At 71.7% G+C, this 21,647-nt stretch carries 23 protein-coding genes and 1 pseudogene; 19 read left to right on the top strand and 5 right to left on the bottom strand.

Annotated elements, in window-relative coordinates:
• The first annotated feature begins 8 nt into the window (after positions 1-8).
• From mnmA to IPL40_10750, 14 genes are all read left to right on the top strand, one after another.
• Complete coding sequence (mnmA, locus tag IPL40_10815) at positions 9-1,082, top strand: tRNA 2-thiouridine(34) synthase MnmA (GenBank protein ID MBK8481652.1); 1,074 nt, start codon at positions 9-11, stop codon at positions 1,080-1,082.
• Positions 1,075-1,947, top strand: coding sequence for a bifunctional DNA-formamidopyrimidine glycosylase/DNA-(apurinic or apyrimidinic site) lyase (mutM, locus tag IPL40_10810; protein ID MBK8481651.1), 873 nt, complete (start codon positions 1,075-1,077; stop codon positions 1,945-1,947). The genes mnmA and mutM overlap by 8 nt, the downstream gene beginning before the upstream one ends.
• Before the next feature lie 26 nt (positions 1,948-1,973).
• Positions 1,974-3,524, top strand: coding sequence for an ROK family protein (locus IPL40_10805; GenBank protein ID MBK8481650.1), 1,551 nt, complete (start codon positions 1,974-1,976; stop codon positions 3,522-3,524).
• Positions 3,525-3,742: 218 nt separating this feature from the next.
• Positions 3,743-3,925, top strand: coding sequence for a Flp family type IVb pilin (locus IPL40_10800; GenBank protein ID MBK8481649.1), 183 nt, complete (start codon positions 3,743-3,745; stop codon positions 3,923-3,925).
• A 63-nt stretch (positions 3,926-3,988) separates the two neighbouring features.
• Positions 3,989-4,525, top strand: a complete 537-nt coding sequence (locus IPL40_10795; GenBank protein ID MBK8481648.1) for a prepilin peptidase — start codon at positions 3,989-3,991, stop codon at positions 4,523-4,525.
• Positions 4,512-5,000 carry a pilus assembly protein gene (locus tag IPL40_10790; GenBank protein MBK8481647.1) on the top strand — a complete coding sequence of 163 codons (489 nt, stop codon included), beginning with the start codon at positions 4,512-4,514 and terminating at the stop codon, positions 4,998-5,000. The genes IPL40_10795 and IPL40_10790 overlap by 14 nt, the downstream gene beginning before the upstream one ends.
• Before the next feature lie 63 nt (positions 5,001-5,063).
• Positions 5,064-5,927: a Flp pilus assembly protein CpaB gene (cpaB, locus tag IPL40_10785; GenBank protein MBK8481646.1), complete on the top strand. Its 864-nt coding sequence runs from the start codon at positions 5,064-5,066 to the stop codon at positions 5,925-5,927.
• A 50-nt stretch (positions 5,928-5,977) separates the two neighbouring features.
• Complete coding sequence (locus IPL40_10780) at positions 5,978-7,519, top strand: type II and III secretion system protein family protein (GenBank protein ID MBK8481645.1); 1,542 nt, start codon at positions 5,978-5,980, stop codon at positions 7,517-7,519.
• Complete coding sequence (locus IPL40_10775; protein ID MBK8481644.1) at positions 7,516-8,589, top strand: AAA family ATPase; 1,074 nt, start codon at positions 7,516-7,518, stop codon at positions 8,587-8,589. Before IPL40_10780 ends, IPL40_10775 begins: the two co-directional genes overlap by 4 nt.
• Before the next feature lie 40 nt (positions 8,590-8,629).
• A complete protein-coding gene (locus IPL40_10770; GenBank protein MBK8481643.1) occupies positions 8,630-9,982 on the top strand; it encodes a CpaF family protein in 1,353 nt (450 codons plus the stop codon).
• Positions 9,983-9,992: 10 nt separating this feature from the next.
• Positions 9,993-10,973 carry a type II secretion system F family protein gene (locus IPL40_10765; GenBank protein ID MBK8481642.1) on the top strand — a complete coding sequence of 327 codons (981 nt, stop codon included), beginning with the start codon at positions 9,993-9,995 and terminating at the stop codon, positions 10,971-10,973.
• A 1-nt stretch (position 10,974) separates the two neighbouring features.
• On the top strand, positions 10,975-11,865 hold the full coding sequence (locus tag IPL40_10760; GenBank protein MBK8481641.1) for a type II secretion system F family protein: 891 nt from the start codon (positions 10,975-10,977) through the stop codon (positions 11,863-11,865).
• Between the two features lie 100 nt (positions 11,866-11,965).
• Positions 11,966-12,844 carry a tetratricopeptide repeat protein gene (locus tag IPL40_10755; protein MBK8481640.1) on the top strand — a complete coding sequence of 293 codons (879 nt, stop codon included), beginning with the start codon at positions 11,966-11,968 and terminating at the stop codon, positions 12,842-12,844.
• Positions 12,845-13,102: 258 nt separating this feature from the next.
• Complete coding sequence (locus tag IPL40_10750; GenBank protein ID MBK8481639.1) at positions 13,103-14,590, top strand: Tad domain-containing protein; 1,488 nt, start codon at positions 13,103-13,105, stop codon at positions 14,588-14,590.
• A gap of 29 nt (positions 14,591-14,619) precedes the next feature.
• Here the strand turns inward: IPL40_10750 and IPL40_10745 are convergent.
• A pseudogene (locus tag IPL40_10745) lies at positions 14,620-15,620 on the bottom strand (NAD-dependent isocitrate dehydrogenase).
• Between IPL40_10745 and queC the strand changes: the two are divergent.
• The 3 genes from queC to IPL40_10730 are packed head-to-tail and all read left to right on the top strand — an operon-like array spanning position 15,510 to position 17,794.
• Entirely contained in the window at positions 15,510-16,439 is a 930-nt protein-coding gene (queC, locus tag IPL40_10740) for a 7-cyano-7-deazaguanine synthase QueC (GenBank protein ID MBK8481638.1), read from the top strand. The pseudogene IPL40_10745 and the gene queC sit on opposite strands and share 111 nt — an antisense overlap.
• Positions 16,436-17,464 (top strand): tRNA-dihydrouridine synthase, encoded by a 1,029-nt coding sequence (locus IPL40_10735; protein ID MBK8481637.1) that lies wholly within the window; start codon positions 16,436-16,438, stop codon positions 17,462-17,464. Before queC ends, IPL40_10735 begins: the two co-directional genes overlap by 4 nt.
• Before the next feature lie 3 nt (positions 17,465-17,467).
• Positions 17,468-17,794 carry a cupin domain-containing protein gene (locus IPL40_10730; GenBank protein ID MBK8481636.1) on the top strand — a complete coding sequence of 109 codons (327 nt, stop codon included), beginning with the start codon at positions 17,468-17,470 and terminating at the stop codon, positions 17,792-17,794.
• A 17-nt stretch (positions 17,795-17,811) separates the two neighbouring features.
• Here IPL40_10730 and IPL40_10725 read toward each other — a convergent pair whose 3' ends face one another.
• The 4 genes from IPL40_10725 to IPL40_10710 all read right to left on the bottom strand — a co-directional run bounded on the left by IPL40_10725 (position 17,812) and on the right by IPL40_10710 (position 20,170).
• Positions 17,812-18,579: a YdcF family protein gene (locus IPL40_10725; GenBank protein ID MBK8481635.1), complete on the bottom strand. Its 768-nt coding sequence runs from the start codon at positions 18,577-18,579 to the stop codon at positions 17,812-17,814.
• A 45-nt stretch (positions 18,580-18,624) separates the two neighbouring features.
• The gene (locus tag IPL40_10720; GenBank protein ID MBK8481634.1) at positions 18,625-18,876 is read right to left on the bottom strand and encodes a hypothetical protein; all 252 of its coding nucleotides are present in this window, start codon (positions 18,874-18,876) and stop codon (positions 18,625-18,627) included.
• A gap of 36 nt (positions 18,877-18,912) precedes the next feature.
• Positions 18,913-19,197, bottom strand: a complete 285-nt coding sequence (locus tag IPL40_10715; GenBank protein ID MBK8481633.1) for a hypothetical protein — start codon at positions 19,195-19,197, stop codon at positions 18,913-18,915.
• Between the two features lie 580 nt (positions 19,198-19,777).
• Positions 19,778-20,170, bottom strand: a complete 393-nt coding sequence (locus IPL40_10710) for an RNA-binding protein (protein ID MBK8481632.1) — start codon at positions 20,168-20,170, stop codon at positions 19,778-19,780.
• A 382-nt stretch (positions 20,171-20,552) separates the two neighbouring features.
• On the opposite strand from IPL40_10710, the gene IPL40_10705 reads away from it, so the two are divergent.
• Positions 20,553-21,209, top strand: coding sequence for a MotA/TolQ/ExbB proton channel family protein (locus IPL40_10705; GenBank protein MBK8481631.1), 657 nt, complete (start codon positions 20,553-20,555; stop codon positions 21,207-21,209).
• Positions 21,210-21,217: 8 nt separating this feature from the next.
• Positions 21,218-21,643 (top strand): biopolymer transporter ExbD, encoded by a 426-nt coding sequence (locus IPL40_10700; GenBank protein ID MBK8481630.1) that lies wholly within the window; start codon positions 21,218-21,220, stop codon positions 21,641-21,643.
• Positions 21,644-21,647 lie beyond the last annotated feature (4 nt).

Genomic DNA, 21,647 nt, shown 5'->3' with positions numbered 1-21,647 from the left:
TGGGCGCCATGCGCGTGGTGGTCGCGATGAGCGGGGGCGTCGATTCGAGCGTCGCGGCCGGCCTGCTGCGGGAGGCCGGCCACGAGGTGATTGGCCTGACGCTGCAGCTCTATGACTGCGAGACCGGCACGAGCGAGCGGAGCTGCTGCGGGCTTTCCGGGGTCGCCGCCGCGCGCGCCGCCGCCGGCGCCCTGGGACTGCCCCACTACGTCATCGATGGCCAGGCGTCCTTCGAGCAGCAGGTGCTGCGGCCGGCCTGGGACGACTATGCCGCGGGGCGCACGCCCAACCCCTGTGTGCGCTGCAACGACGCGCTGAAGCTCGGGTTGCTGGATGCCCAGGCGCGTCGCTTGGGCGCCGCGTTCGTGGCGACCGGCCACCACGCGCGGATCGCGCACGGCGCCTGGCCCGTGCTGCGTCGCGGCCTCGACCGCGAGAAGGACCAATCGTACTTCCTCTTCAGCCTGGCCGCCGAGCAGCTTCGGCGCCTGCTCCTGCCGGTCGGCGAGCGGACGAAGGCGGAGGTGCGCGAGCTGGCCAGGCAGTGGGGGTTGCCCAACGCTGCTCGCGCCGAGAGTCAGGATGCATGCATCGCGCAGCGTGGCGACTTGGCCGAGGCGCTGCGGCTGCGCTTCGGAGCGCCGGCACGGCCCGGCTTGATGCGTCAGGCAGAGGGGCGCGTGGTCGGCAGGCATGAGGGCGTGCATCGCTTCACGGTCGGGCAGCGCAAGGGGCTCGGGGTTGGCCTCGGCGAGCGTGCCTACGTCACGGCGATCGACGCCGCGCGCGGGGAGGTTCGCCTGGGCAGCGCGCGAGCGCTCGAGCGGGCAGGGCTCTATGCTGACGCGGTGTCCTGGCTGATCGAGGCGCCGCCGACCGGCGAGCGTGCTGTCGAGGTCCAGATGCGCTATCGCCAGCGTCCCGTGCCAGCGCGCCTGGTGCCGCAGGCCCATGGGACCGTTGAGGTGCACTTCGAGCGGGCGCAGCGCGCGGTGGCACCGGGGCAGGCGGTGGTCTTCTTCGAGGGCGATCGGGTGCTCGGTGGTGGCTGGATCGCGAAGGCGATCGGCGACGATGCCTGAGCTGCCCGAGGTCGAGACGATCGCGCGCCAGCTCGCGCCTGTCCTGCAGGGCCGGCGCGTGCACGGGCTGGCGCTGCTCGATTCCCGCTTGGCGCCGATCCAGACGCGTGCCGTCGTGGGCGCTCGCGTGGGTGCGGTGCAGCGCCTGGGCAAGCAGGTGGTCTTGCGGCTCGACCCGACGCCCACTGGGGCCGCGCCTAGGCGCGCCCCCCGCAGTCCCACGGAGCTTCCGGCGGCGGCAGCGCGCTGGCTCGTCGTTCACCTGCGGATGACGGGGCGCCTCCTGTGGCAGCCGGGCGCGCAGCCGGCGCCGCTGGCGCATACGCGGGCGCGGCTGCGGCTCGAGGGCGGCACGCTGGTCTTCGTCGATCCGCGGCGCTTCGGCACGCTCTCGCTGGTCGACGACCTCGAGTGTGTGCGGCCGCGCGGCCTCGAGCCGCTGGGAGCGGAGCACAGCGTCGACCGGCTCGCCGCGCTGCTCGCGGCTGGCGGCGCAAGGCAGGCGATCAAACCGTGGTTGCTGCGCCAGGACCGGCTGGTTGGGCTGGGCAACATCTACGCGGCGGAGGCGCTCTTTGCCGCGCGCATCGACCCTCGGCGCGCCGTGGGTCGGTTTCGGCCCGCCGAGGTCGCGCGCCTGCACGCGGCGATCGGCGAGGTGCTGACGGCCGCGATCGCGCATTGCGGCACGACCTTTTCAGATTTTCAGGACGCGCACGGCGTGACGGGCTCCTACCAACACTACCTGCGGGTCTATCGGCGTGAAGGGCTGCCGTGCCTGCGCTGCGCCGGGACGGTGCGGCGCCTGGTGCAGCAGCAGCGCAGCACGTTCTATTGCGCGCGCTGCCAGCGCGGCGCAGGCTAGCGGGCAAGCGCAGGAGGCGGGTGGCGATGAGCGTGATCTTGGCCTACGACATTGGCGGCACGCACGCGCGCGCCGCGTTGGTGACGGCATCCGGTGCGGGTTGGCGCGGCCGTGCGCAGCGTGTCCTGCGGGCCGGCGCCACGCGTGAGGCGCTCGAGGCCGATCTGCGGGCGCTGACGGCCGAGGTCTGGGCGCGCGCCGGCCTCCCCAGCGAGCAGGAGACCGAGCTCGCGGGGGTGGGGATCGCGCTGCCGGGCCCGACGGACTACCTGACCGGTACGCCTTGGCTTGAGCATAAGCTGCCTGGACTGCGCGGTCGGAGTCTGGTGCCGCTCCTCGGGCGGCCCGGCGTGCCCGTCGCCTGCGTCAACGATGCGGAGGCCTTCGCACGGGGCGAGCTGGCGCAGGGGGCCGCGCGCGATGCCGATAGAGCATTGTTCTTGACGCTCGGGACGGGGCTGGGGAGCTGTTTCGTTGCCGACGGCGAGGTCTTGCGCGATGCGCCGGACGTGCCGACCGGGGGCGAGCTGTGGAACCAAGCGCTGGGCACCGACGGGCGCACGATCGAGGATCACGTCGGGCGGGCCGCGCTCGAGGCCTGGTATGTGGCCCATGGCGGGGACGCGAAGCACTCGCTCGAGCAGGTCGCAGCGCTCGCGCAAAGCGGCGACACGCGGGCGCAGTCCCTCTTCACGCACCTTGGAGAACGCCTCGCCGAGGGTCTAGCGCCCCATTTACGGAGCTTCGCAGCCGATCGCGTCGTGCTCGGGGGAGGGATCGCCCGCAGCGCCGACCGCTTCATGGGGACGCTGGCGCGCGGGTTGCGGGAGCGCGGGGTCGGGGACCTGACGATCGTCGCGAGCGCGCTGGGTTCGATGGCGGCCCTGGTGGGCGCCGCCGCCATGGTGCAGCGGCGGCAGGCCGCCTTCGAGCAGCGGCGGGTGATCTACTTGCACGGGTTGGCGTCGGGCCCGCGATCCCGCAAGGCCGAGGCCTTCGCCGCCGCGCTCGCGGCGCGCGGCAGGACGTTGGCGCTGCCCGACCTCAACGAACCGGTCTTCGCCGACCTCACCCTTTCGCGCCAGCTCGCGCGCCTCGACACTCTGACGGCGGACGCGCCGCCAGGCTCGGTGCTGCTGATCGGCTCCTCTCTCGGCGGCTACGCGGCTGCGCTCTTTGCGGCGCGCAGCGCCAAGGTGGCGGCCTTGGTGCTCCTCGCGCCGGCCTTCGACTTCGCCAGCCGCTTTGGCGAGTGGCTGGGCAGCGCGGCACTCGAGCGCTGGCGGCGGGCCGGAACCCTGGCGATCGACCACCACGCCCATGGTCGCGCCGAGCCCTTGCGTTGGAGCTTCATGGCCGACGCCGCGCAGCACGCAGCGTTTCCCGCGGTGAGGGTGCCCACGCTCGTGCTACATGGTCGAGACGATGAGGTCGTCGCGCCGGCGCTCTCGGCGGCCTTCGCCGAGGGTCGACCCAACGTGCAGCTCACGCTCCTGGAGGCGGAACACACGATGGGCGCCGTGGTCGACGACGTGGTGGCGCGAGCGCTCGCCTTCCTCGAGGCCTGGTGGCATTGAGACCGCGGTCGGTCGGGGCGGCTCTGGAAGCTGGACCTTCCGGGCGGCGTCGGTTGCCCCCATCGCCGGCCGCGCCGTGCCGCACCACTGCCTTCCGGGCCGAGAAATCGGCCGTAATCCTCGCGTCCCGCCCGCTGCGACTGGCGCCCTGAGGGCACTTGGAGACTGGCACGTTGGTTGCTTTACCGGGTGCACAGGCCTCAGGGAGGGGAACCAAGATGAAAAACCTGTTCACGCGGCTTTGGCACGATGAGTCTGCCCTCTCGGGCATCGAGTACGGCATTCTGGCGGCGATCGTGGCCGTTGGGCTCGCTGCGGCGGCCAACAAGCTCTGGCAGAAGATCGACGCGAAGTACACTCAGGCGGCGGGGAGTGTGGGCACGCCGGCGGGGCACCAGTAGCAGCCGCGAGCGGAGGCTTGGCTCGTGGCGCAGGGCTCGTGCTAGCGTGCGGGCGTCGATGCCATGACCCTTCCGCTACGTCTCTCTGAGTGGATGCTGCTCGCGCTGGGGCTGCTCGCGGCCTCGGTCGCTGATGTGCGCGTGCGACGCGTGCCCAACTGGCTGACGATGGCGGTGCTGGCCCTCGGGCTGACCGCGCGCGCGCTGGCCGGCGGTGTGGTCGCCTTGGGCGGCGGGCTGGTGGGTGTGGCGCTCGGCACGGTCCTGCTCCTCGTCCCCTTCGCACGCGGCTGGCTCGGTGGTGGTGACGTCAAGTTGCTGGCGGCCATTGGCGCCTGGCTCGGTCCGGTGTTTGTCGTCTGGGCCGCGCTCTACGGGACGGCGATCGGTGGCGCGCTGTCGATCGTTTACGTCGTCTGGTTCGTTCCTCGCGAGGTCCGCCGCGACGTGCTCGCGGGCTTCAAGGCGATGGTGCTGCTGCGGCGCATCGAGGCGCCGCCCGTGCGCGAGGCGCGCTTCAGCCCGCCCTACGCCATCGCGCTGAGCGCGGGGGCAATGATCACGGTGACGGTTTATGCGGCGCAGCTTGTCGCCCGCTGAGGCGCTGCGGTGCAGGCGCCGCCGCGGCCGCGGCGACGAGGGCATCGTTTCCGTCGAGCTGGCGATCCTCGCGCCGTTGCTGCTGCTGCTGATTTACGGGGCGTTGACGATCGGCGGCGCGGTCTACGCGCGGCACGCCCTCTTCGAGGCGGCCGGCACCACGGCGCGCCTCTGTGCGCTGCAGCCCGACGTGGATTGCCGCGCGCTGGCGACCCAATGCAGCCTCGGCCAGCTCGGCAGCGTTTGCGCCGAGCTCGCGACCTCCTGTCGGCCGGTGATCGTCGAGCAGGCCGACCGGTTGCAGCTGCGGCAGCTCGACGGCAGCGCGACGATCGCAGCGGCGAGCGTTCAGCTCGGCTGCACCTTCGTCGGCAGCATCGGCGGCGAGTTCTTGGCGGAGCATGAGATCCGGATCACGCATTTCTCGGCGTCTGCGCTTGTGCCATACTCGGCGGCGGCGGCGCCTGGCCCCTAGGCCGCTCCTTTTCGTCCTTTTCGCAAACGCTGGTTCTGATCGGTCGGAGAGCAGCCCAAGCGCATGGCCACCACGGAACGCTCGCAGCAGACGACCTCGGCAGGCGTGGTCGGCTTCATGATCGGGGCCGTCATCTTCGCCGCCCTGGCAGGGCTGCTGCTCTCGCGTCTGCTCGGCCAGCGCTACGCGCAAGAGCCGCTGCGGGCCGTGGTGGTCGCGGCCGCGGACCTACCCGCCGGACAGCCGCTGTCGACCACGGATCTGCGCCTCGCCGATTGGCCGGTCTCCTCGGTACCGCGCGGCGCCTTCGCCGCGATCGAGGATCTGATGCGGCTGCAAACCGTGCCCCTCGTGCCCTTGGCGCAGGGAGCGCCGGTGCTGGCCGGGCAGCTCTCGGCCAGTGGCGCCGGGCTCGGCGCAGCGGCCAAGCTCGGCGATGGGCAGCGCGCGGTCGCGATCCACACCGACGCCGCGCTGGCGCTGGCGCGCTTGCTCTACCCGGGGGCGCATGTCGACGTGCTGGCGACGCTGCGCTCCTTCGGCAGCGGCGCCGGGAGCAAGCCGGTGCAGACCAAGGTCATCCTGCAGAACGTGACCGTGCTGGCGGTCGGCGGCGACCTCGACCCGGCGAGCGCTTGGCGCCGCGGCGCTGGCGTGGGCGGAGCGCCGGCGCTGAGCGGAGCCACGACCAGCAAGAGCGCTCAAGACGACGCCGAGCGACGCGTGGTGACCTTGGCCCTGACGCCGGAGCAGACCGAGCGCCTGGTGCTGGCCGCGCGGGAGGGCGTGCTCGACCTGGCGCTGCGCAGCCCTCGCGATCAGGAGCCCGTGACCACTTCGGGGGTGACGCCCGAGGCGCTTTTCCGCCCCGAGGCCGGTGAGCGTCTCGATCCAGGGCGGGGTGGCGACGCCGATCCGCCGCGCTAGGTCGCTCCGTCTGACCGCGTCGTCGTTGGCGGCAACGCTGGAGGAAGTCGATGGCAGGAAGCCGCTGGGGGCGAGCCGTGCTGCTCGCGTTATGCGCGCTGGGCGCGCTGGGTTTGGCGCCGGTGCGCGCGAGGGCCGAGAGCGAGGGCCAGGTGATTCCGGTCACCGTCGGCGTCGGTGGCTCGCGCCTCGTGCGTTTTCGCCTGGGCGCCGACCGCTTCACCATCGCCGATCCGAGCATCGCCGAGGCCAAGCTGCTCAATGCGCGGGCGCTGCACGTGGGCGGGCGGCAGCTCGGCGAGACGGCGATCACGGTCTGGGATAGCCGTGGCACGCCGGTGCGCCTCGTCGTCAGCGTGGGCGTGCCGACCGAGGGTCTGGCGGCGCGGCTGAAGGTGATTTTCCCGAGCGAGACGATCGCCGTGCAGTCCAGCGGCGAGACGCTCATCCTCACCGGCAGCGTCAGCGATCCGGTGGTCGCCGAGCGGGCGGTGAAGGTGGCCGAGGCGCACCTCGCGAGCGCCGTGGCGCAGGGCGCCGCTGGCGCGGCTTCGGCGGGTACGGCGAGTGGCTCGGCAGCGGATCGCGCCGGCGCCGGGTCGGCCGGTCGCGTGCTCAACTTCCTCGACATCAAGGGCCGCCAGCAGGTGCAGGTGCGCGTCAAGGTGGCGGAGGTCTCGCGCACCGCGCTGCGCCAGATGGGGGTCAACGTCTGGGCTCGCACCAATCCGGCAAAGGCAGGCTCCGGCGCGGCGGCCGGGATGCTGGCTCCGGGCAGCACCCCTGGCACCGTCGTCTCGCCGAGCACCTCCGCTGGGTTGCAGGCGGAGAGCGAGGCCGGCGAAGGGGGCATGGTGGCCACGCCGCTGCTCGGCGGCCCGGTCGATCAGAGCTTCGGCTTCTTCCTGGCGACGGGGGCGGCCTCGGCGCTGCCGATCAGTGTGGCGCTGAACCTGATGCAGGGGCGCCAGCTGGCCAAGATCCTCTCCGAGCCGACGCTGGTGGCCTATTCGGGACAGCGGGCCGAGTTCCTGGCCGGCGGGGAGTTTCCCGTGCCGGTACCCCAGGGCCTCGGGACCACCTCGATCGACTACAAGAAGTTCGGCGTCGAGCTCGCCTTCACGCCGACCGTGCTCGCTGGCAACACGATTCATCTCGACGTCGCCGTCACCGTTAGCGAACGCGAAGCGGCCGGCGGCGTGCAGATCCTCGGAACGAGCGTGCCGACGCTGCGCTCGCGCTTCGGGCGCACGACGATCCGGCTGCGCAACGGCCAGAGCTTCGCGATCGCCGGCTTGCTTCAAGACCAGATCAGCGCCGCGGTGAACAAGGTGCCGCTGCTCGGCGACCTGCCGATCCTCGGCGCGCTCTTTCGCCAGAAGACCTTCACGCGCGAGGAGCGCGAGCTGGTGATCCTCGTCACGGCGGAGCTGGTGCGGCCGCTCAAGCCAGGCGAGGTGCCGGCGCTCCCCGGCGAAGATGAGATCTCCGATCCCGGCGCGGTGGCGTTCTTCCTGCTCGGGTCGATCGACCCCGAGCTCAAGGGATCGCGCCGCGCCGCGCCGGCCGGGCCGGTCGGATACGGAAAGTGAGTGCGCCGCGGCGCGTCGGTGCCAGCGGTGGCGATCCCCCACGGCGCGGCGTCGAGGCAGGCGCCGACCCCGTCGCGCCCCGGCGCTCGCGCCGCGCGGCGCCGACCAACGACGACCCTGAGGACACGGAGCATGAGGTCGAGCGCCGGGCGGCCGAGGCCTCCAGCCGCCAGCGGCCCGGCGCCGGGCGTCGTCGTCGGCATAGCCTGCTCGCGACCCGGGTCCATGAGCATTCGGTGCACGTTCGCGCCCCGCGGCCGCGCAGCAGCCGGCGCTCACGCCGACAGCTAACGGTGTTGATGGCCTGCCACGGCGGCGTGGGCGCCACGACGCTGGCGGCCTCGGTCGGCGCCTTCGTGGCGCAGGGCGGCCGCCGGGCCTGTATCGTCGACCTCGATCTGCAGTTCGGTGCGGTGCTGACCACGCTCAACCTCAAGGGGCGCTTTCCGCTCTCCGAGCTGGCGGCCGAGCTTCGTGCCCACGGCAAGAGCGGCCTCGATAAGGCGATGCTGCGCGGGCGCCTGCCCCGCTGGGGCGACGCGTTATGGGTCGCCACCCAGGTGGGCTGCGTCGAGGGCCTGGCGGAGGTCGAGGCCGACCGCATGGCGACGCTGCTCGAGCAGATCAAGCGCTGCTTCGACGTCACGCTGATCGACGGCGTGCGCGACTTCAACGATCTGGCGCTGGCGGCGCTGGACGTCGCCGATCGCGTCGTCCTGGTGGCCACGCAGGACGTGCCGGCGCTGCGCGGGCTGGCAGCGCGCCTCGATATTCTCAGGCGCCTGGGCTACGAGACGAACGAGCTGCACGTCGTGCTCAACCGCTACAGCGAGAAGGGTCCGGTCCCGCTCGAGGCGATCATCGAATCGCTGGGGGTGCGCCCGGCGTTCCTGGTCGCCAATGACTTCAAGACGGTGCATCGGGCGATCAACGACGGCGTCCCGCTACCCGTGGGGGCGCCGCAGGCGCGGGTGACGCAGAGCATCGCGGCGCTGGTCGAAGCGCTCTTCGCCGTGCCCGTGAGCATCGAGCGTCCGGGGTTGTGGAAGCGCCTGCTGGGCAGCCGTTGAGGCCGGGCAGACGCCAGGACGCGCAGGCGGGAGGCAGACGATGAAGGTCGGTAGTCGGCTTGGCCGCAGCGGGGAGACGCGACACGAGGCCACGGCTGCGGCCGCGACGCGTCCGGTGCGCCGGCCCGCGGGCCTCGGCGATGCGCTCTTCAGCGAGATCTACCTGGAGATCATCGACCGCCTCGAGACCCGCGGCGCGCTCGAGCTCGACCCGCAGGAGCTGCTGCAGCGCGTGACGGAGCTCGTCGCCCAGGCGTTGGAGTCGCGACGGCTGGTGCTCTCGACCCGCCAGCGCGAGCAGCTCGTCGCCGCGATCGGTGATGAGATCCTCGGCCTGGGTCCGCTCGAACCGCTGCTCGCCGACGCGACCGTCAGCGATATCCTGGTCAATGCGCCCGATCAGATCTACGTCGAGCGCGGCGGCGTGCTCGAGGAGGTCGAGACGCGTTTTCGCGATCGCGCGCACCTGCTCAACACGATCAACCGCATCGTCGCGCGCGTCGGTCGGCGGATCGACGAGGCCTCGCCGATGGTCGACGCCCGCCTGCCCGACGGCTCGCGCGTCAACGCGGTCGTGGCGCCGCTGGCGATCGACAGCCCCGTGCTCTCGATTCGCCGCTTCATCGGCGGCCCGGTCTCGCTGCGGGAGCTGGTCGATCGAGGCACGCTCTCGGTCGGCATCGGCCACTATCTCAAGAGCGCGGTGCGGTCGAAGTGCAATATCCTGGTCTGCGGCGGCACGGGCGCCGGCAAGACGACGCTGCTCAACGCGCTCTCGCGCTATGTCTCGAGCCGCGAGCGCGTGGTGACGATCGAGGACTCGGCGGAGCTGCGCTTGCAGCAGCGGCACGTCGTGCGCCTGGAGACGCGGCCGCCGAACCTCGAGGGCCGCGGTGAGGTGACGATCCGCGACCTGGTGCGCAACGCGCTGCGGATGCGTCCCGATCGCATCATCGTCGGCGAGGTGCGGGGCAGCGAGGTCTTGGACATGGTCCAGGCGATGAACACCGGCCACGAGGGCTCGATGACGACCTTGCACGCCAACAGCGTCAGCGACGGCTTCAGTCGCTTGTTGGCGATGCTCAGCATGGCCGGCACGCAGCTCTCCGAGTCGATGATGGCGCAGCTGATCGCGCGGGCGATCGATGTCGTCGTCCACGTCGCGCGCGGGGCCGATGGGCGCCGACGCATCAGCGCGGTGGCGGAGGTAGCAGGCGTGGAGGGCGTGAGCTTCGAGCTCAACGAGGTTTTCCGCGTCGCCCGCGGCGAAGGAGCGAGCAGCCGCGGGGCCTGGCTGGCTTCCGGGCACTCGCGGCTGCTCGAGCGCTTCGCCGCGGCGGGGGTACCGCTCGAGCAGCGCTGGCTCGGGCCGGCGGCCGGCGAGGGAGCGTGAGGGGCGCGTGATGAGCGGGGCGCAGGTCTACCCCTGGCTGGCGGTGGCGGTGGCGCTGGCGCTCTTCTGCGCGCTGCAGGCGGGCTACTGGTGGGCCCGGGGCCGGCGGCGGCGAGCGATCGCGCGGGCCAGTGAGGGGCTGCTGGGGATGCTCGCGCGGGCCGCCCCGCAGGGGATCCAGATTCGCGCGCGCGCGCGGGCCGCCTCCCAGCTCGGACGGCTGGCGGCGCTGCCGGCGATCGAGCGCTTGCGCGACGCGTTGGCCCAGGGGGGCTTCGCGATCGACGCGCGGCGCTTCTTGCTGGTGGCGGCAGCGGCGGCGGGCGGGACCCTCATCCTTGGGCTTGTCGTCGGCGCCGGCTGGCTCGGCGCGGCGGTCCTCGCGGCGCTCGTTTGCCTCGGCCTCCACGTCCACGTGACCCGGCGCTGCGAGGCGCGCCTGCGGGTCGTCGACGCGCAGCTGCCACGGGCGCTCGAGAGCATGGTCTTCAGCCTGCGCGCGGGGCGCGGGCTCGAGGAGGCGGTGCGAAGCGCGGCCGAGGAGACGGAGCCGCCCCTCTCCGTCGATCTGCGCCGCTGCTACGAGGAATATGCGCTCGGGCGGCCGATCGAGGCGGCGCTGCAGCAGCTTCGCACGCGCTGGCCGGCGGTGCGGGCGCTCTACTCCTTCGTCGAGGCCGTCGCCGTGCTCAAGCGCACGGGTGGTAACCTGGTCGAGGTGATGGAGACGCTGATCGAAACCCTGCGCCTGCAGGCGGCGCATCAGGCGCGACATCGCGCGTTGACCGCGGAGGGCCGCGTCTCGGGGCTGATCCTGACCGTCCTGCCGCTGTTGGCGGTCGCCGGTCAGGCCCTGGTCTCGCCGGGCGCGCTGGTCACGATTGCCGCCGACGCCAGCGGGCGCATGATCTTGCTCACCGCCGCGGCGCTCTGGGCAGTCGGCGCGGTCTGGGTGGCGCGCCTCGGCCGTCCGGGGCGCGGAGGGGCGTGAAATGCCGGTAGTCGTGCTTGAGGCGCTCTCGTTGCTGCTCTGCGTGCTGCTGGCCGCGGGGGCGCTGCTGATCGCGATCCGGCTCCGTCGCTTGCGCGCGGGCGCGGCAGCGATCGCCGAGGACGCCCGTGAGCCGCCCGCCCTCGGCGGTTGGCGTCGACTGGGTGCGCGCCTGCGACCGACGCGGGGCGGGGAGGCGGAGGCGCTGCAGCAGCGGCTGGTTCATGCAGGGCTCTACGGCCGCGACGCGATCGATCTCTTCGTCGCCGTGCGCTTCGTCGTGCTGGTGGCGGGGTTCTTGCTCGTGCTGGGCGGGCGCGCCCTGGTGGCGGAGAGCAGCTTCGACCAGCTGCTGCTCGTGCTCGTGGTGGCGGCCGTCGTGGTGATCGGCCCGAACGCCTGGCTGGGCAGCCGGATTCGGCGCCGGCAGCGCGAGGTCTCAGAGGCCCTCCCCGATGTGCTCGACCTGCTCGTCGTCTGCCTCGAGGCGGGGCTCGGTCTCGAGCAGGCGCTCGAGCGCGTCGTGCGCGGGGGCGGTAGTTCCGTCGGCGAAAGCCGACTGCTGCGGCAGGAGCTGGATACGGTGCTGAGCGACGTGCAGCTGGGGATGCCCGTGGCGGCGGCCTGGCGTCGCTTGGCTCAGCGGCTGGGCGGCGAGGACGTCAGCAGCGTGGCCGCGCTGATCGCCAAGGCCTCGGTGATGGGCGCGCGCCTCGGCGAGTTGTTGCGGGGCCACTCCAAGACCGTGAGACAGCGCCAGCTCCTGCGTTTGGAGGAGGCCACCGGCACCGCGAACGCTCAGCTCGCGTTGCCGCTGACGATCTGCCTGCTGCCGGCGGCCCTGTTGCTGATGATGGGACCAGCCGCCCTGGCCCTCTTCCGAGGGCTCTGAGGTGCAGCGCGGCAGCCCTGCTCGCGGTGCGTCGCCGACGCCTGGCCGCACTGTCTGGGCGCTGCTGCTCTGGCTGCCGCTGAGCGGCGCGGCGGGTTGCATGCGCCAGGCGTCGCGCGATGGTCTGCGCCAGCCCACGGCGCGTGACGTCGCCGGGCTGCGCTACGAGATGGTCGAGTCGTTGGTGGCCCAGGGGAGCTACGACGCAGCGGTGCCGCTGCTGAACCAGTTGCTGTTGCAGCATCCACGCGCCGCGCGCCTGCATCTGCTGCGCGGTATCGTGCTGCGCGAGAAGCGCGTGCTGCCGGCCGCCGAGAGCGAGCTCCGCCTGGCCGTGCGCCTCAACCGCAACGACCCCGAGGCGCACGCGGCGCTGGGGGCGGTCTTGATGCGGCAGCGGCGTTACCGCGAGGCCGAGCGCGCGCACCGCCAGGCGCTCGCCTTGGCCCCGCACTTCGCTGCCTATCACAATGACCTGGGTTTCTGTTTGTTGGTGCAGCGGCGCTTGCCCGCGGCGCGAGCGGCGCTGCTGCAGGCCGTGCGACTGGATGCGACCCTGCGCCGCGCCTTCAATAACCTGGGGCTGACGCTGGGACTGATGGGGCGCTCGGAGGAGGCGCGTGAGGCCTTCGCCCAGGCGGGCAGTCGCGCCCTGGCGCTGACGAACATGGGCTACGTCGAGGAGCTGCGTGGGCGACCCTTGGCCGCGCGCCGCTACTACGAGCAGGCGTTGCGCGAGGAACGGGGCTATCGACCCGCCTTGCGCAACCTTCATGCGCTCGAGCCTGGGCGCGCGCTGCGCGAGCCGGCAGCGGAGGTGGCACCGCTTCCGGCGGAGGAGGAGGACGCTGATGTCGATGCTGAAGGGACGAGCGGAGCGGTCGGTTCGGAGGGCGCGACGGGGCGCGCTGCTGCTGTGCCTGTGGCTCCTGCCGCTGGGGACGATCAGCGCTTGCTTCAAGGTCGAGCACCTCGGTGAGGCGACCGGCCGGGCCACGGAGCGGGCCTTTCGCACCCAGGCGCTGCCGCCGCAGGAGCTCTACGGCCAGCCCAAGGCGATGGAGTCCGAGCTGGCCAGCGGCGCGGTCAAGACGATGATCGGCGGGAGCAGCGCGCAGAGCGCGCGCGGCGAGACCGCGCTCTCGGCGCCGGTCGAGCTGCGCTGAGGGCTGAGGGCGAAGGCGTCGTGCTGCAAGGGTCGAGGCGCGGTCTCCCCGGTCGGGGGGAAGAGGGCGTGGTGGCGGTAGCCGTCGCGTTGCTGGGGCTGATCCTGCTGGTGACGGCCTTCGGCCTCTTGCGCTTCGGGCGCCTGCGGCTCGAGCGGCAGCAGCTGCAGCAGGCTGCCGACAGCCTGGCGCTGGCGGCGGGGATCGTGCTGCGCGACGAAGGGCGTGAGGCCGCTGGCCAGCATGCCCTCAGCGCGCTGGCGGCGCGGCTGGCGCTCGCGATCACCGGGCGCCAGGACGTCCAGCTGCTGCCGATCGAGCTGCAGCTCGAGCACGATGCCGCGGGCCGCGAGATCGGCGAGGTCCTCACCGTGCGGCTCAGCGCCTCGGCCGAGCCGCTGATGGCGGGGCGCGCAGCGATTCAGCTCCAGGCCGCGGCCGCGGTGCGCCTCGGTCGGGAGCTTCAGCCCGCTGGCAGCGAGGGCTGGCCGGCGGTGGTCTACGTCGTCGAGGCGACCAACTCGCTCTGGCAGAAGATCGAGGGCACCGAGCAGAGCTTCTGGGAGATTGTCTATCAGGCCTTCAATCAGACCAAGCTCGAGCAGCTCCCCGCGGCGACGGGGCTCGTCGCCTTTGCTCGCCAGGAGCAGCTCCCCGCGGTCGAGCCGCGGCTGCACAATAGCCCCGCGATCAGGGCAGGCCTGCAGCAGCTCAACAGGATCGCCGACGTGCGCAGGGGTAGTCCCTTCAGCTTCGCGTTCATCAGGGCATATTTCGATAGTTCGACGCGCAACATCGACCTCGGCCTGAAGCGCGCCGCCGCGCTGCTCGCCGCGCCGCAGCACGCCAGGCGCAGCCGCAATGTCGTGCTCGTCGCGACCGGCCCGCCCTTGACCGACGAGCGCGCCTACCTTCAGCAGCTGATGCAGTTTTGGCGCAGCCCCTCCGACGAGACCATGGAGAGCGCCCGCGCGCTGCGCGGCCCCGCGGCGAGGCCGGGCGCCGCGCTCTACAGCGTCGAGCTCGGGACGTGGAGATACCCGACCGAGGTGCTCGACGAATGGGCATGGGGGATGGTGGCGCGCCTTCAGGGCAAGACGATGGCCAGGTTCCTCGTCGATGCGGCGGGGGCGGCGGGCAGCGAGGGTGGCGATCCGGCGTACTACTACCCGCTCAACCTGGTCGACACGGCGGACCGTCTCGGCGACCGGCTGACCTCTGGAGCGTGCAGCTTCCGCGTCGGGGCCGATCGCGGCGCTGCGGCTGCCGAGCAGGATTCGGCGGCGATCAGCCGTGCCGCGCGTGCGGGTCGCCTCGGGGTCTTCGTCGTCGGCGAAAGCGAGGGCAGCGAGCGCCGACTGCCGCGTCTGCTCGACGGCACGACGAACGCGCTGGCGCAGGAGCAGACCCAAGGCTATGCGCTGCAGAACCTGCGGGGCTGGCCGGAGCTACGCCTCGCGCTCGGCACCTGCCTCGCGCTGGGGCGCGATCCGCATCAGCGCTTGCTCGTGCGCTGGGGCGAGCCTGCGCCGAGGCTGCCAGCGCTGGCCGCGAACTGAAGGCCGACGCGCGCTGGCGCCCGTCGCCCTCAGGCCTCGAGGCGCTGCACCACCGCCTCCGTGAATTCAGTCGTGCTGGCGCTGCCGCCGAGGTCACGGGTGCGCACGCCCGCGACCAAGGTGCGCTTTAGCGCCTCGCGCACGCGCGCAGCGACGGCCTCCTGTCCGAGATGATCAAGGAGCATCGTCGCGGCCTGGAGCAGCGCCGTCGGATTGGCCAGGTTGCGGCCCGCGATGTCTGGCGCCGAGCCGTGGACAGCCTCGAAGACGGCGCAGTCGGGACCGAGGTTGGCGCCCGCCGTGACGCCCAGCCCGCCGACCAGCCCGGCGCAGAGGTCCGAGAGGATGTCGCCGTAGAGGTTCTCCATCACCACCACGTCGAAGCGCTGCGGATCGAGGACGAGCTTCATCGCGGCGGCGTCGACGATGCAGTCGTCGGCGGTCAGCGCCGAGTACTCGCCAGCGACCTCATGGAAGCAGTCGAGAAAGAGCCCGTCCGCCAGCTTCATGATGTTTGCCTTATGCACGGCCGTGACGCGGCGCCGACCGTGGCGGCGCGCATACTCGAAGGCGAAGCGGGCGATCCGCAGGCAGGCGTGGCGCGTCATGATCTTCAGCGATTCGACGACGCCGGGCACCACCTCATGCTCGATCCCGGAGTAGAGGCCCTCGGTGTTCTCGCGCACGACGATCAGGTCCACGTCCTGATAGCGGCTCGGCACGCCGGCCAGCGATCGCGCGGGTCGCAGGTTGGCGTAGAGATCGAGCTGCTTGCGCAGGCGCACGTTGAGCGAGCTATAGCCCTTGCCGACGGGCGTCGTCAGGGCCCCTTCAGGGCGACGCGGGCCGCGCGGATGGCGTCGAGGGCGCTCGAGGGTAGCGGGTCCGCGCCGGCCTCGGTGATGCGGGCGCCGGCCTGATGGGTCTCCCATTCGACCTCCGCCCCTGCAGCCTCGACGATGCGGACGACGGCGTCGCAGATCGATGGACCGATGCCATCGCCGGGAATCAACACCACTCGCTGGGACATGCGCGACTCCGTCAGATTAGTGGTAGGAGGATACCAGCAGCGGGGGCGTTCGTGGCGGTCGAAGCGCGTGAGGATGCAAAGGGTGGTGCGCTTGGCGCGAGCGGGGCGACCGTGCCGCAGGAGGCGCGCGCGGTGGTCTTGCTCTCGGGTGGCTTGGACTCGGCCGTCTGTCTGGCGCTGGCGCGGGCCGCCGGGCAGCGCTGTTTTGCGCTGACGGTGCGCTATGGCCAGCGCCACGCGGCAGAGTTACGGGCGGCGGCGCGGGTGGCCGCCGCGCTGGGGGCCGACCAGCACCTCGAGCTGGCGCTCGACCTGCGCGCGATCGGCGGCTCGGCGTTGACCGACGCGATCGCCGTGCCCAAGGCGCGCGCCGCCGAGGACATCGGTGCCGGCGTGCCCGTGACCTACGTGCCCGCCCGCAACACCATGTTCCTCGCCTGCGCGCTGGCCTGGGCCGAGGTGCTCGACGCGCGGCACATCTACATCGGCGTCAACGCGCTCGACTACTCGGGCTATCCCGACTGTCGGCCGGCCTTCATCGCCGCGTTCCAGGCGCTGGCCGACCAGGCGACGGCGATGGGGACCGAGCGCGGGGCGCGGCTGCTGATCGAGGCGCCCTTGCTGGCGCTCGACAAGGCGGCGATCGTGCGGCAGGGGGTGGCGCTCGGCGTCGACTTCAGCCTGACCCATAGCTGCTACGACCCGTTGGCGGACGACCGCGCCTGCGGGGCCTGCGATGCGTGTCTGTTGCGGCGCAAGGGCTTCGCGCTCGCGGGCGTGGTCGACCCCCTGCGCTACGCTGCAGAGGCGTCGTCGTGAGCGAGGCGCCCCTCGCCGCCGCCAACCCCGCGGGGAGCCGCTTGCCCGCGCTGCAGATCGGTCGGCTCCGAATCTGGCCGCCGATCCTGCAGGCGCCGATGGCGGCTTTGACGCATCTGGCGACGCGGACAATCGCCGAGCGCTTCGGCTGCGGCATGGCGGTGACCGAGTTCGTTCCGGCGGCGGGCCTCGCGGCGGGCGCGGCGCGGGTACGCGCACGGATGCGGCGTAGCCAGGGCGGCGGGCCGCTGGCCGTGCAGATATATGGCCGCGAGCCGGGGCAGATGCGCCGCGCGGCGGCGATCGCCGCCGCGGCCGGCGCGGAGCTCGTCGACATCAACATGGGCTGTCCGGCCAAGACGGTGACGCGCGGGCAATGCGGAGCGGCGCTGATGCGCGAGCCGGCGCTGGCGGTGGAGCTCGTGCACGCGGTGGGCGAGGGGGTCGCGGGTCGCGCCGAGGTGACGGTCAAGCTGCGCGCCGGCTGGGACGACGCGCAGCGCAATGCCCCCGAGCTGGCGGCGCTGCTCGTGGCCGCGGGCGCAGCCGCCGTCACCGTGCATGGACGCACGCGCGCGCAACGCTTCAGCGGCCCGGTCGACTACGCGCTGATGGCGGCGGTGAAGGCTGCGGTGCGGGTGCCGGTAATCGCCAATGGGGACATCGTCGATGTGCCGACCTTGGAACACGCCCTGCGCGTCAGCCGGGCCGATGGGGCGATGATCGGACGGGCGGCGATCGGCGACCCCTGGCTCTTCGCGCGGCTGAAGGCCTGGTGTGAGGGCCGCGCGCTGCCGCCGCCGCCGACGCCAGGCGAGCGGATCGCGACCTTTCTCGAGCACTGTCGCCTGCACCTCGCTGGTTGTGACGACGAGAGCCGCGCGGTGCAGCAGATGCGGACCTTCGCCGGCCGCTACCTGGCGCCCCTCGATCCCGAGCTCCGGCTGCGCCCCTTGGTCAACCGCCTCGATGGGCTGCAGGCGATCGAGGCCCTGCTCGATCAGCACTGTCGGGTCGCGGGGTGAGGGGTGGAGAACCTCTGGCGGCTACCCGAGGCGCTTGCGGATGGGACTGAGCGCAGCGAGCTGCTCGCGGAGGGACCCGGCGCGCGGATCGAGCGCATCGTCTCCTCTGGTCACCGCACGCCCGACGGCGCGTGGTACGACCAGCCGCGGGACGAATGGGTCGTGCTCCTGCAGGGGGCGGCGCGGCTTGGTTACGCCGATGGAACGACCCGCGAGCTGCGCGCCGGCGATTGGCTGCTGCTTCCCGCGCACTGCAGGCACCGCGTCGAGCAGACGAGCAGCGCGCCGCCCTGTATCTGGCTCGCCGTCCACGCCGCGCTGAGGCCCTGAGCGAGCGGTCCCCCGCGCTAGAGATAGCCGGCGATGCGGTAAGCGAGCAAGCCAAGGTACTCGCGCAGCGCCATCGTGCTGCGGTCCAAGGCGATCGCCCGTGGCAGCCAGTTGCGGGCGCTGCTGAGCGTCACCTGCTGGTAGTCCACCGGCCAGGGAACGACCTTCAGGCCGACCTTGGCGAAGCAGGCCACCGCCCGCCGCATGTGAAACGCGGAGGTCACCAGCAGCACCGGTCCCCGCACGTCGCCGAGCAGGCGGGCGCTGTAGCGTGCGTTCTCATGGGTATTGCGGGCCTGGTTGTCGATGCGGAGGCGCGATCCCGTCACGCCGAGCTCGCGGGCCAGCGGCGCGAGCACGTCGGCCTCGCGCTCGGTGCGTTGGAGCAGGGCGCTCGACCCACCCGAGATCAACAGCACTGCACGCGGGTAGCGCTGCGCCAGCCGCAGCGCCTCGACGAAGCGATCGGCCGCAGCGTTGAGCTCGTAGGGCCCACGGGCGAGGGTCTCCGGGTCGGTGGTGCCCCCCAGCAGCACGATGGCCCCGGGCGCCGTCGGCAGCGCGGGCGAGCGGGGATAGGCGCGCTCCAGGGGCGCGAGCAGGAGGTTGGCGATCGCGCCGCAGCTGAAGAGCCCGAGGGTGACGAAGGCCAGCGCCACGCAGAGCCAGCGTAGTTGCCGCCAGCGCTGCGCGCGGCGCAGGCCCCAAGCTCCGAGCAACGCCAGGAGCCCAAGGAACAAAGGCTGCGTCAGCAGCGCAAGCGATTTCGACAGGAAGAAGAACACGCCCCGCCCTCAGCGAGCCGCTACGCTCGAGCGCGACGCGGCGTTTCAGCTATCGTCGCGGTTCTGCTGGCGCAGCCGAGCCTGAGCTTCGCGCTCGGCGAGCTCCTCCGCGAACATCGTCAACGAGAGCGGGCAAGGCAGCTCGTTGGAGTCGACATACTGGCACTCGCGCTGGTCGCATTGGACGTAAGGATGATCCGCACCGCTGAAGCGGCGTGGATGACGCGTTCGGAGCTGGATCTGGACGGTCTCGTGGACCACCGGACATTCGAAGGGCCGGCGCTTCTTGGCCGCCATGAGGTCACTCCCCGGTCGCGCGTGCTGGTGTTGGCACTAGTCCGTGTCGAACCACGCCGCGCTGGCGGCGCTAGCGCTGCCTTGCGGCAACATATGCTGCAGCTGGCTGCGCACACGGGCACGGTCAAGGTTCATCACCTGACAAATGCCAGGAAACGAGGTAATGCCGGTCTCGTCCTCGGAGCTCTCGAAGAGCCAGGCGCGTGCTGCCTCCGCGAGTTGCCGCTCCTCATCGGTGCGTCCGCGCCGGTAGACAAGGAGATCACGGACAGCCCGCGCAAAGACCGCGGCGAGCAGGCGCTTCTCGGCGTCGCCGTCCATTACGCGCGCGCGCTCCCAAGCGATCGGCGCCTGTTGCAGCGCCGATCAACCCACCCTGAGGACGAAGCGGTGGACGCCGAAGGGGACGCCGAAGGGGACGCCGAAGGGGACGAGCGCATGCGCGATGTCGCGGGACCCGCTGCGGCCATGGTCCCCAGTCGCGGCACCCACCGCGCTGGAAGGTCGCTCGATAACTGCTTGATCAACTGCTGCTTGATCAACTGCTGCTTGATCAACTGCTGCTTGATCAACTGCCAAGGGCCCCGATCAAACTCGGACTGATTGCGCTCGGTCTGAGCTCGATCGGGGTGGCAGCCAGGCCTCACCGCCCTGCCAACAACGATGAGTGACAGCTTCCGCACCGCTACCGTTCAGTTCACTGAGAACGCGGCAGCGACGTGGCTGCTGATTCTGTCGTTGGCTCGTCGCTCGCGACGCTGGCCGTGTCGGCCTGCGCTTCGGGGGTAACACCCACAACCGATTGCCGTTGCGCTTTGCGCTCCGTCTTTCGCTTGTGCCGTTCCTGCCGCGCGAGCTCCTTTTGCCGTTTGCTAAAGCCTGGTCTGCCGTCAAATGCCATTTACCAGCGCCTGCCCTGGCCCTGGCGTCCGCCTGGGCCGCCGCCGCCGCCGCCCTCGCGGCCACGACCGCCGCCGCCGCCGCCGCCGCCGCCGCCGCCGCCGGGTCCGCCCCAGCCGCCGCCGCCGCCGCCACCACGCGACTCGCGCTCACGCGCCTCGTTGACCTTCAAGCGCCGACCGTCGAGTTCCTGGCCGTCGAGCGCGGAGACTGCTGCCTGTGCATCGGCTGCTGAGCCCATTTCGACGAAACCGAAGCCGCGTGAACGGCCAGTCTCGCGGTCTGTAACGATCTTCGCCTCGACAACGGTGCGCCCATCCTGCTCGAAAGCAGCGCGCAGCTCCGTATCCGTCGTCCCGAAACCCAGGTTGCCCACATAGAGACGTGTTCCCATCGCGATCTGATCCCATTCCTCGGGCCACTTCCTGGCCCGCATTGCTCGGGGAAACGCCCCGCATCGAACCCCGATGCGCCCTTGGTGGCGGCCCCGTGTTGGCTGTCGCCGCACGCCCCCGAGAATCGCTCCCAGATCAGCGCGGAAACGAGGCACCATCATCATTGGGTGCGACCTTTGTCAAGCGGATTCGGGGCGGGCCTCAGGGTTGCGTGCGGGGCGGTGGCTTGTCTCCCCCAGTCAAAGGTGCTAGGCGTACGCGGGCCGGCCGCCGCGACGGGCCGGGCGCCGGTCGCGCGAGGCGCGCACGGGCGGGTGGTGCGGCGCGGTCCCGCCTCGCGGACGCCGACAGCATCGTCGTCAGCCCCCGTGGGGGAAATCGATGGACATCGTTCAGCTCCTGCTCAAGACCATGATCGTCACCGGCGCGAGCTGGGTGCTCTGGTCGCTCGTCGCGCTCTCGGTGCTGAGCCTCGGCATCATCCTCGAGCGCGCCTTCGTCTTCCATCGGATCGCCGGTGACGCCGCCGACCTCGGCGAGCGCCTCGTCACCTATCTAGAGGTCGGCGACCTCGAGCGGGCGCGGCGGATGGTCGGGCCGCTGGCCTCGGTCGCGGCCCGCGTGGCCTACGAGGGCCTGCTCGCCTACGAGAAGGGGCCTGAATCCGCCGCCGAGGCTATGGCGGCGGCGAAGGCGATACAGCGCACCCGGATGGAGGAGCGCCTCGCGATTCTCGGGACGCTCGGCAACAACGCGCCCTTCATCGGGCTCTTCGGCACGGTCATCGGTATTATCAAGGCCTTCCACGACCTCTCGGTGGACAGCGCGGGCGCCGCGAAGGCCGTCATGGCCGGGATCTCCGAGGCGCTGGTGGCGACGGCGATGGGGCTCTTCGTCGCGATTCCCGCCGTGATGGCCTTCAACTACTTCCAGCGGCGCATCCGGGCGCAGCTGACTGCCTCTGACGGCCTGGTGCACCTCCTGCTGGCCGAGCTGCGGCGCCGGCCGAGCGCGGCGGCGCCGGCTCCACGGGGATAGGTGAGCGGATGGCGGGCGGTGCCGGGCTGCACGACGATGACCATGAGGAGCGCTTGATCACCGAGATCAACGTGACGCCGATGGTCGACATCATGCTCGTGCTCTTGATCGTCTTCATGGTCACGGCGAGTTTCATCGTCAGCCCGTCGATGAAGGTCGAGCTCCCCAGCGGCTCCGGTAAGGCTCAGGCCGATCGGCAGCCGGACGTGGTCGTGGTGGTCAACCGCAGCGGCGGCATCGAGATGCGCCAGCGGAAGCTGTCGCTCGAGCAGATGGTGGAGACGCTGCGCCGCGAGCATCAAGCCAAGCCCTCCGCTCGGCTGCTGGTCGTGGCGGACCGCAAGGCGTATCATGGCACGGTGGTACGGGTGATGGACGCGGCGCGCTCGATCGGTTTCGAGCGGCTGGGTGTAGCGGTGGAAGGCCAGCCCTGAGCTT

The sequence above is a fragment of the Pseudomonadota bacterium genome (assembly GCA_016711215.1).
GTDB lineage: Bacteria > Myxococcota_A > Polyangia.
Note: the sequence above shows the minus strand (reverse complement) of the source record. Positions and strands in the feature narration are given on the sequence as shown.